Origin of the sequence: Aeromonas sp. QDB18, from assembly GCF_027705325.1 — a bacterium.
GTDB lineage: Bacteria > Pseudomonadota > Gammaproteobacteria > Enterobacterales > Aeromonadaceae > Aeromonas > Aeromonas caviae.
The window spans coordinates 1-8,112 of sequence record NZ_JAPDBQ010000173.1; the positions used below are offsets into that span (position 1 = coordinate 1).

General features: G+C 61.2%; 8 protein-coding genes and 1 pseudogene. 3 read left to right on the top strand and 6 right to left on the bottom strand.

From position 1 onward, the window contains the following. The 3 genes and pseudogenes from OKC30_RS18600 to lexA all read right to left on the bottom strand — a co-directional run. A pseudogene (locus OKC30_RS18600) lies at positions 1-1,038 on the bottom strand (IS66-like element ISAeme24 family transposase); the annotation flags it as partial. A 225-nt stretch (positions 1,039-1,263) separates the two neighbouring features. Further along, positions 1,264-1,554, bottom strand: a complete 291-nt coding sequence (locus OKC30_RS18605) for a hypothetical protein (RefSeq protein WP_160838555.1) — start codon at positions 1,552-1,554, stop codon at positions 1,264-1,266. 350 nt (positions 1,555-1,904) lie between these two features. Continuing rightward, positions 1,905-2,531: a transcriptional repressor LexA gene (lexA, locus tag OKC30_RS18610; RefSeq protein WP_010672444.1), complete on the bottom strand. Its 627-nt coding sequence runs from the start codon at positions 2,529-2,531 to the stop codon at positions 1,905-1,907. A 204-nt stretch (positions 2,532-2,735) separates the two neighbouring features. Between lexA and plsB the strand changes: the two genes are divergently transcribed. After that, entirely contained in the window at positions 2,736-5,159 is a 2,424-nt protein-coding gene (plsB, locus tag OKC30_RS18615; RefSeq protein WP_160838557.1) for a glycerol-3-phosphate 1-O-acyltransferase PlsB, read from the top strand. 281 nt (positions 5,160-5,440) lie between these two features. Here the strand turns inward: plsB and ubiA are convergent, their stop codons facing one another. Together ubiA and OKC30_RS18625 are read right to left on the bottom strand one after the other, a co-directional pair. Beyond that, a complete protein-coding gene (gene ubiA / locus OKC30_RS18620) occupies positions 5,441-6,304 on the bottom strand; it encodes a 4-hydroxybenzoate octaprenyltransferase (RefSeq protein ID WP_160839557.1) in 864 nt (287 codons plus the stop codon). Then, on the bottom strand, positions 6,301-6,852 hold the full coding sequence (locus OKC30_RS18625) for a chorismate--pyruvate lyase family protein (protein WP_160839558.1): 552 nt from the start codon (positions 6,850-6,852) through the stop codon (positions 6,301-6,303). Before OKC30_RS18625 ends, ubiA begins: the two co-directional genes overlap by 4 nt. A gap of 145 nt (positions 6,853-6,997) precedes the next feature. On the opposite strand from OKC30_RS18625, the gene OKC30_RS18630 reads away from it, so the two are divergent. Together OKC30_RS18630 and OKC30_RS18635 are read left to right on the top strand one after the other, a co-directional pair. Then, entirely contained in the window at positions 6,998-7,429 is a 432-nt protein-coding gene (locus tag OKC30_RS18630) for a flagellar basal body-associated FliL family protein (protein WP_010672440.1), read from the top strand. A 56-nt stretch (positions 7,430-7,485) separates the two neighbouring features. Next, positions 7,486-7,656 carry a hypothetical protein gene (locus tag OKC30_RS18635; RefSeq protein ID WP_010672439.1) on the top strand — a complete coding sequence of 57 codons (171 nt, stop codon included), beginning with the start codon at positions 7,486-7,488 and terminating at the stop codon, positions 7,654-7,656. Positions 7,657-7,713: 57 nt separating this feature from the next. Here the strand turns inward: OKC30_RS18635 and OKC30_RS18640 are convergent, their stop codons facing one another. After that, positions 7,714-8,049 (bottom strand): DUF2799 domain-containing protein, encoded by a 336-nt coding sequence (locus tag OKC30_RS18640; RefSeq protein ID WP_270665184.1) that lies wholly within the window; start codon positions 8,047-8,049, stop codon positions 7,714-7,716. Between the last annotated feature and the right edge of the window lie 63 nt (positions 8,050-8,112).

Consider the following 8,112-nt stretch of genomic DNA (forward strand, 5'->3'; position numbering starts at 1 on the left):
CGATCAGCCCCGACTCGTAACGATGCTGGGTGCGAAATACCGTCTTGAATAGCACGACCAGCCGACGACCCAGATAGACCGTCTGGCCGCCACCGCCATAGTCCGCCATCTCTTGCAGATTGCGCTGGACATGGGCCAGGCAGAATTGATGCCGTGTCGGATCCAGCCAGTGGTAACTGGCGCACTGGTCGGTGACCACGACACCGTGGGTCACCGCCCCCAGCAGATGCTTGGCATTGTCCTGACTGCGGAAGTAACGAATGTTCTGGAATACCGCATCGGTCGTTGCCATCAACCACAGCCATCGCGTATTCGACTCACCATTGCGCTGATGAGTGGTCTCATCGGCATGGATGATCGGCGCCTTCTGAATATGTTGTTTCAGCGCTTGATGAATGGGGGTCAGCATCGAGCTGATCCGCCCCTGGGCTTCCGAGATGGCGCCGACCGAAAAGGTCATGCCGTACTGATCGCGCAGCAAACTCTGAATTTTGCGCACACTCAGATGATATTGCCCCGCGAGCACCGCGATATAGCTGAGCAACCGCGGCCCCATCTGGCCGCTGGGTGCCGCCTTGGGCAACTCGCCTTTGCTGAGCGCATCGCAGTGCCGGCAGTGGCCGTGGAATAGCTGATATTCGGTGATCTCTAGCGGCAACGTGGGCAGCTCAAACACCTGGTGGCGGAAGGATGGCGCGGCATTGGCCACGACCTCGCCGCCGCACTCAGCGCAGCAGGATGCCGGTTTGCAAGCAACCACCAGATCGGTGGATTGCAACTCGCTTAGTTCTCGTCGATGCCCCGTGTGTCCAGGTTGAGCGCCAACCTGATTTCGGCCACGAGGCGTCGTAACTTTTTTCGCTCCGCCTTAGCCGCAGGGGAGTCGGAGGATGGCGATTTGGATGAGTTACGAGAGGAGAGAGCCAGAAGGTCCTCGTACTCCCGTAGCTTGTTCCATAGCTCCTGGATGATGCGGTTGGCATCATGGAGGTCGTGCGCCTGAGGCGCTGCATTTTCGAAGAGTTTTTTCTTGTTCATGGGCTTATGTTGACGGGCTGGGAGGATCTATCAACCCCCGAAAGGGGATCAAGAGATGATCGTCACATTCGACTGTCAACGGGGGGCTGGTGAACGCTTACCCCGCCCCCGCCGCTGGCTAGTCTTGCATCCCGGCGGGAAAGCGTCTGTGCCATGGATAAGCCGCATCGGCGCCAAAACAAGAGCCCCGCTCTGGCGGGGCTCTTGTCTGTACAGGAAGAGGGATCAGGGCCGCAGCCTGTGCTGCGGCTGGGCACGTCTCAGGGGGACGCGCAGCGTGATGACGGGGGCAGTCCAGGGCTCATCCGGCAATCCGATGTCGTGATGACGGCGAAACAGACGAACCAGCCGGACAATCTTGTCTTTGGGGCACCCAAGCCAGATGGTCCAACCATCTCCCTTGTGATAGACCCAGAGCGCATAGAACCATGTCATCCGACTGCCCTTGATGAATCGGGTGATGGAAGATGCGGGCGCTGCGGCCGGCACCGGATCCCACGGCGAGCTTGAAGCCATACCTGTCCTCCTTGCTCAACAGGTCACGCTGACGGGTCTCTTTGTCCCCAACGACGAACCAACCACGGCAGCGTACTGACTGTACGAGTCCCCAGTCTGAGGCGACTCTCCCTTCTGCGCACCGACCCGGCGATCATGCATCCCTGCCATGGCGTACTGCCCGGTGCGACTCCCCCTTCCCTGATCACCGACCATGACAGGGGCCTTATCAAAGGATATATCCGAAATGCATGTCGTGCGGCGAGACAGTGTGCACAGGAAGGAGAAGCGAAAAGGTGGGGAGGAAGATGCCATCGGCAGATGAAAATGAAGAGGCCTCCCGCAGGAGGCCTCTTCATCGCATCGGATGCTTACATCCAGTCGGCGTTGCGGATCACGCCGACCGCCAGGCCCTCTATGGTAAGGTGCTGACTGGCGAGATCCACCTCGATGGGGGAGAGCTCTTCGTTTTCCGGCAGCAGCCACACCTGGCTGCCCTTGCGCTGGAAGCGCTTGACGGTGACGTCCTCGTCCAGACGTGCCACCACGACCTGGCCGTTGCGTACCTCCTGGGTCTTGTGTACCGCCAGCAGGTCCCCGTCCATGATGCCGATGTTCTTCATGCTCATGCCCTGCACCCGCAGCAGGAAGTCTGCCCGCGGGTGGAACAGGGCGGGATCCACCTGGTAGTGGCTCTCGATGTGTTCCTGGGCCAGGATGGGTTCCCCGGCCGCCACCTTGCCGATCAGTGGCAGGCCGTTTTCTTCAGGCTGCACGTCCTCTTCTTCGAGCAGCAGACGAATGCCGCGGGACGTACCCGGCATGATCTCGATGACCCCTTTTTTGGCCAGGGCCTTCAGATGTTCTTCGGCCGCGTTGGCCGACTTGAAGCCAAGCTTCTGGGCAATCTCGGCGCGAGTCGGCGGCATGCCGGTCTCGTTCATGTTCGCCTTGATGAGCTCGAGCACTTCAGCCTGGCGAGGGGTAAGGGGTTTCATAGCATGGGCACCTGTCTTTTTATACAGCACACTGGCAGTATATACAGTGCTGGGGCCAAGGCAAGGCGCAACTGGCATTTGTCGCGACCCGACGCACATTTGTCCCTCCCCCCGCTCTGAAGTGCCGACTCATCGTACCTCTCGGCGACAAGTAGTCGGTGATTTGCTATGCTCACGCCGCATTTTTTTGGAGAGCAGACGCACATGTCCCTTGGACAGAAGATTTCCAGAGCCATCCTGCAATGGCCGGTCAGCGGCTTGGTCAATCACAAGAGCCTGCCGGAAAACCCCATCACCGAGCTCAAGCTGGATCCGGCCAGACCCATCGTCTATGCCCTGAAGACCAGCTCGATCACCGACCTGATGACCCTGCAACAGTGCTGCGAGGATCTCGGCCTGCCCGGCCCCTTCACGCCGCTGGAGCTGAACGGTCAACTGCTGCCACGCTACGTCTGTCTGGATCGTCCGCCTCCCCTGTTTGGCACACGCAACAAGCCGCTCCCCTTCCTGCAGGAGTTCCACCAGCTGCTGGACCTGCACAAGCAGGATCCGGCGCTGGACATCCAGGTAGTGCCCGTCACCCTGTTCTGGGGCCGCGCCCCGGGCCGGGAAGGCGAGGAGGCCTCCGGCTGGAACATCATCAGCAGCCTGGCGCCAAACCGCCTGAAGAAGGCGCTGATCGTGATCCTGAAAGGGCGCGAGAACCTGGTGCGCTTCTCCCCGCCCCTCTCCCTGCGCTACATGGCGGACAAGCACGGCACCGACGAGGCCATCGCCCACAAGCTGGCGCGGGTGGCCCGCACCCACTTCAGCCGCCAGCAGCTGGCCGCCACCGGACCCAAGTTGCCGAACCGCAACCTGCTGTTCAAGCAACTGCTGGATTCGAGCGTGATCCAGCAGGCCATCGAGGAGGAGGCCAGACGGGAAGGGATCAGCCTGGAGAAGGCGCAAAAGCGTGCCCACGGCTACATGGACGAGATCGCCTCCAATTTCTCCTATCGGTTGATCCGCCTCGGCGAAAGCTTCCTCGGCTGGCTGTGGAACAAGCTCTATCGCGGCCTCTCGGTCAACGGAGCAGAGCAGGTGCGTCAGCTGGCCCAGGAAGGGCATGAGATCGTCTACGTCCCCTGCCATCGCAGCCACATGGATTACCTGCTGCTCTCCTACGTCATCTACCACCAGGGCATGGTGCCACCCCACATCGCGGCGGGCATCAACCTCAACTTCTGGCCGGCAGGCCCCATCTTCCGCCACGGCGGCGCCTTCTTCATCCGCCGCACCTTCAAGGGCAATCCGCTCTACAGCACGGTATTCCGGGAGTACCTCAACCTGCTGTTCGCCAAGGGCTACTCGGTGGAGTTCTTCACCGAGGGTGGGCGTTCGCGTACGGGTCGCCTGCTGCCCCCCAAGACCGGCATGCTGGCCATGACCCTGCAGGCCATGATGCGCGGGCTGGGCAGGCCGGTGACCCTGGTCCCCGTCTACCTCGGCTACGAGCACGTGATGGAGGTGAACACCTATCACAACGAACTCAAGGGGAGCCGCAAGGAGAAGGAGAGCTTCCTGCAGGTGCTCGGCATCCTGCGCAAGCTGCGCAACTATGGCCGTGGCTTCGTCAATTTCGGCGAACCGCTGACCCTCAACAGCTACCTCGGCGAACATGTACCCACCTGGAAGGAGAGCATCGGCCGGGAGGAACGTCCCGAGTGGATGGCCTCCACCGTCAACCAGCTGGCCGAGCTGCTGATGACCCGCATCAACGATGCCGCCGCCGTCAACGGCCTGACCCTGAGTGCCCTGGCCCTGCTGGCCGCCGAGCGCCACGCCCTGACCCGGGACGAACTCCAGGCCCAGCTCAACACCTATCTGGACCTGCTCAAGCAGGTGCCCTACAGCCCGCACAGCACCATGCCGGACGAGGACGCCAGGACCCTGCTGGAGCAGGCGATGGAGCTCAACAAGTTCGAGGTGAGCGAGGACAAGCTGGGCCAGATCATCAGCCTGGACCGCTATCAGGCGATCCTGCTCACCTACTACCGCAACAACATACTGCACCTGTTCGCCATGCCCTCCCTGGTGGCGGCCCTGATCGAGCGATGCGAGGGGATCTCCGGCAGCGAGATCGTCGCCCGCTGTGTCGACATCTACCCCCTGCTCAAGACCGAACTCTTCCTGCGCTATGAAGAGGACGAGCTGCCGGAACTGATCGATGCCCTGCTGGCCGAGCTGTTGCGCCAGCAACTGGTCGAGGCACGCGACGGCGGCTACTGGGTCAACCCCGGCAACCAGATGCGCCTGCTGCTGCTGGCCGAGAGCATTCAGGAGACCCTGCAACGCTACGCCATAGTGCTGACCCGCATGCTGGCCCAACCCCACATCGAGGCGGAGCAACTGGAAGCAGACGGCCTGATGATGGCGGAGCGCCTCGGCACCCTGCACGGCATCAACGCCCCCGAGTTCTTCGACCAGAAGCTGTTCAGCACCCTGATCCACACCCTGCGCAGCGAAGGCTATCTGGATCCGGGCTGCAAACCGGATCTCGGCCGCTTCCAGGCATTGGCCGACAACATAGTGCCGCTGCTCAGCAACAAGATCCGCCGCACCATCCAGGCGGGCAACCGGCTCTGAGGCGTCGACACCCAACAAAAAGGCCGCATCATGCGCAATGCTGTTCAGATAAGCACATTTTTGACTAATTATTCATAAATGCGACTTGAGTTGGGGGAGCAAGGCTGTTTCCAGTCGATGTTCCTTCAGCCTTTATCCAGCGTGGCTTGCAATAGAAAGAGGGAGGCATCATGCCTCCCTCATTTTTTGCCCTGATACTACGTGGACTGGAACTCAAATTCTCTTAAGTGAACAGCATTGCGCATCATGCGGCCTTTTTTTCATCAAGGAAGGGGGGCGGGTTAGAGGTAGTGAACCATCACCCCGAGCAGCACCAGCACCCCCACGTAGTTGTTGTTGAGGAAGGCCTGGAAGCAGGCTTCCCGCTGCCGCTCCCGGATCAGTCGCTGCTGGTAGACGAACAGCGCCGCCGCCCCCAGCAGTCCCCAGTAATAACCTGACCCCAACCCCATCAGCTGCCCGACCCCCAGCAGGATCAGCAGGGTCGCCAGTTGCAGCGCGCCGATGATCCGCTTGTCGTGGCGGCCAAACAGGATGGCGCTCGATTTCAGGCCGAGCTTGAGGTCGTCATCCCTGTCCACCATGGCGTACTCGGTGTCATAGGCGATGGTCCACAGCAGGTTGGCAAGAAACAACAGCCAGGCTTCCGGCGGCAGGGCATTGGCCTGAGCCGCGTAGGCCATGGGAATGGACCAGGAGAAGGCCATGCCGAGCACCAGCTGGGGGATGGGGATGAAGCGCTTCATGAAGGGGTAGCAGACCGCCAGCAGCAGACCGGCAAAGGACAGGCTGATGGTGAGCGGGTTCAACGTCAGCACCAGGGCGAACGAGAGAAGCGCCAGCACGGCGAACAGCACCAGCACTTCCCGCTCGGCGACCCGCCCCATGGGCAGCGGTCGCCCGGCGGTGCGTTTCACATGACCGTCGAAGTTGCGATCCGCATAGTCATTGATGACACAGCCGGCGGAGCGCATCAGAAAAACGCCCACCACGAACACGGTCAGGATCCAGGGGTCAGGCAGGCCACCAGCCGCCAGACAGAGCGCCCACAGGGTCGGCCACAGCAGCAGCAGGGTACCGATGGGCTTGTCGATGCGGGCCAACTGCGCATAGGCCAGTCCCCGCTCCTTGGTTAACAGCTTCACTCCAGCTCCTTATCCGATGGCAACGAATGAGACGATAGCGAGGGCAGGAAAAGTTCATGGACCAGCAGTGGCCATTGCCCCAGAAACAGGCGGGAACGACGCCCCCATACGGTGGCGGCCGGACACCAGGGATTGCTCGCTATCTCGAAACAGGCCAGTTGCAGGTGATCCCGCCGCGCCGGTGCCTCACCGAAAATGCGCTCTCCCAGCGGCTGCTCTCCCAGATCCTGCAAACCGCCCCCCTGCAAGGCCGCTTCGGCAAACAGGGTCCAACCCAGGATGGCAGGCCCGCCATCACCGTGCAGGATCACCTCGCGGCACATGCCCGCGGTGGCCGACACCGCCACCAGCGCCTGCTCGTCCACCGTCAGCGACACGGCGCGATTGCCGAGCAGTTGCACCGAGAGGTGATGATTGTAACGACGCAGGCGCCGGGTCATGGAATCGGCCTCCAGCAACCAGGGACGCAGCGCCTCGGGCGGTTCGCACTCTGCAGGCGCCCGCCACGGGACGAGCTGGGCGAGGGGAACAGTCAACTCGGACTTCACAGCTTCACCATCCGGAGATTTCCGTTGTCAGGTTAAAAACCGGTTTATTATCCGTAAATCAATGGCGAATTGTAAGAACATCCGTGCTTGACGGCCCCGATGGCAGCATCAAAAATGGGGCATCCGTCGCTGCCGAGCCATCCAGATGAAGATCTTCAGAATTCTGCTGCTGTCCCTGGGGTGTACCCTCTTGAATACACAGGCCTTCGCCAACGAGGAAGAGGCCACCGATCCCGCCTCCTCCGCCGTCCAGCCGGGATTCGCCTATCACGCTCTGGATCCGGACATCATCACCAACTACCTTGGCGACGGCAAAACCCTCGGCTATGTACGGGTGACGGTAGAGCTGATGGCCACGGACGCTGCCGACCTCAAGTTGCTGGAGCAGCACGACCCCCTGATCCGCGACGCCATCATCCGGCTGATTGGCAGCAAGACGGGCGCACAGATCAAGTCCCTGGTGAACCGGGAAGAGCTGCGCAAGGAGTGTGAGGCCAAGGTCAACGAGCTGCTGGTCAAGGAGACGGGCAAGAAGGCTGTCCGCGAGCTCATCTTCACCAAATACCTGTACCAGTAACCACACCGGGAGGGGGCCTGCCCCTCTCACCCGTTGCATTCACTGTCGAGGACGTCATGGGTCACAAGACGCTGTGTGAGTGGCGCCGTCACGAGATCCCCGCCGATCTCAAGACGCTGCGCAAGATTGTGCGCAAACCCAAATTCGTGTGTGGCAAGTGTGCCCGCAGCGCCAATGACAAGGATTACCTGTGCCAGCCGCTGCGGCTGAAGCATAAAGAAGGGTAGGTCCCTCTTCTCACGAAGAGGTTCACGCAATATTTCAGAAGAGAGAGGAAGGCTGATTTATTGATCAGTCCAGCCATGGCGACCCTGTTCAAACAGGCGACGGGCCTGCACGTCGTTGGGACAGACGCCGCGATACTCCTCTCCCGACCGTCCTGCCAGATAGAGATGCTCGGGTCGGCAATACCAGGCCAGCCCCTTCTGGCGACCCAGCTCCCAAAGGGCAACGTCCACTTTTTTCCCGCACTGGGTCTGGTGAAATGCCACCCGATCGCCAGCAAAACCGAGCTTGCCGTCCGCCTCTCCCACGTCGCTCCACACCTTCTCGCAAGGGTCGTCGGAGTTGGATACACAGCCCCCGAGCAGGGCGGCACAAAACATGACCTGATTACCCATGACCCTCAGCCAGCTTCAAGAGCCGATATGGCATCGGAGGGCTTGCCACGACTGCATGCCCCA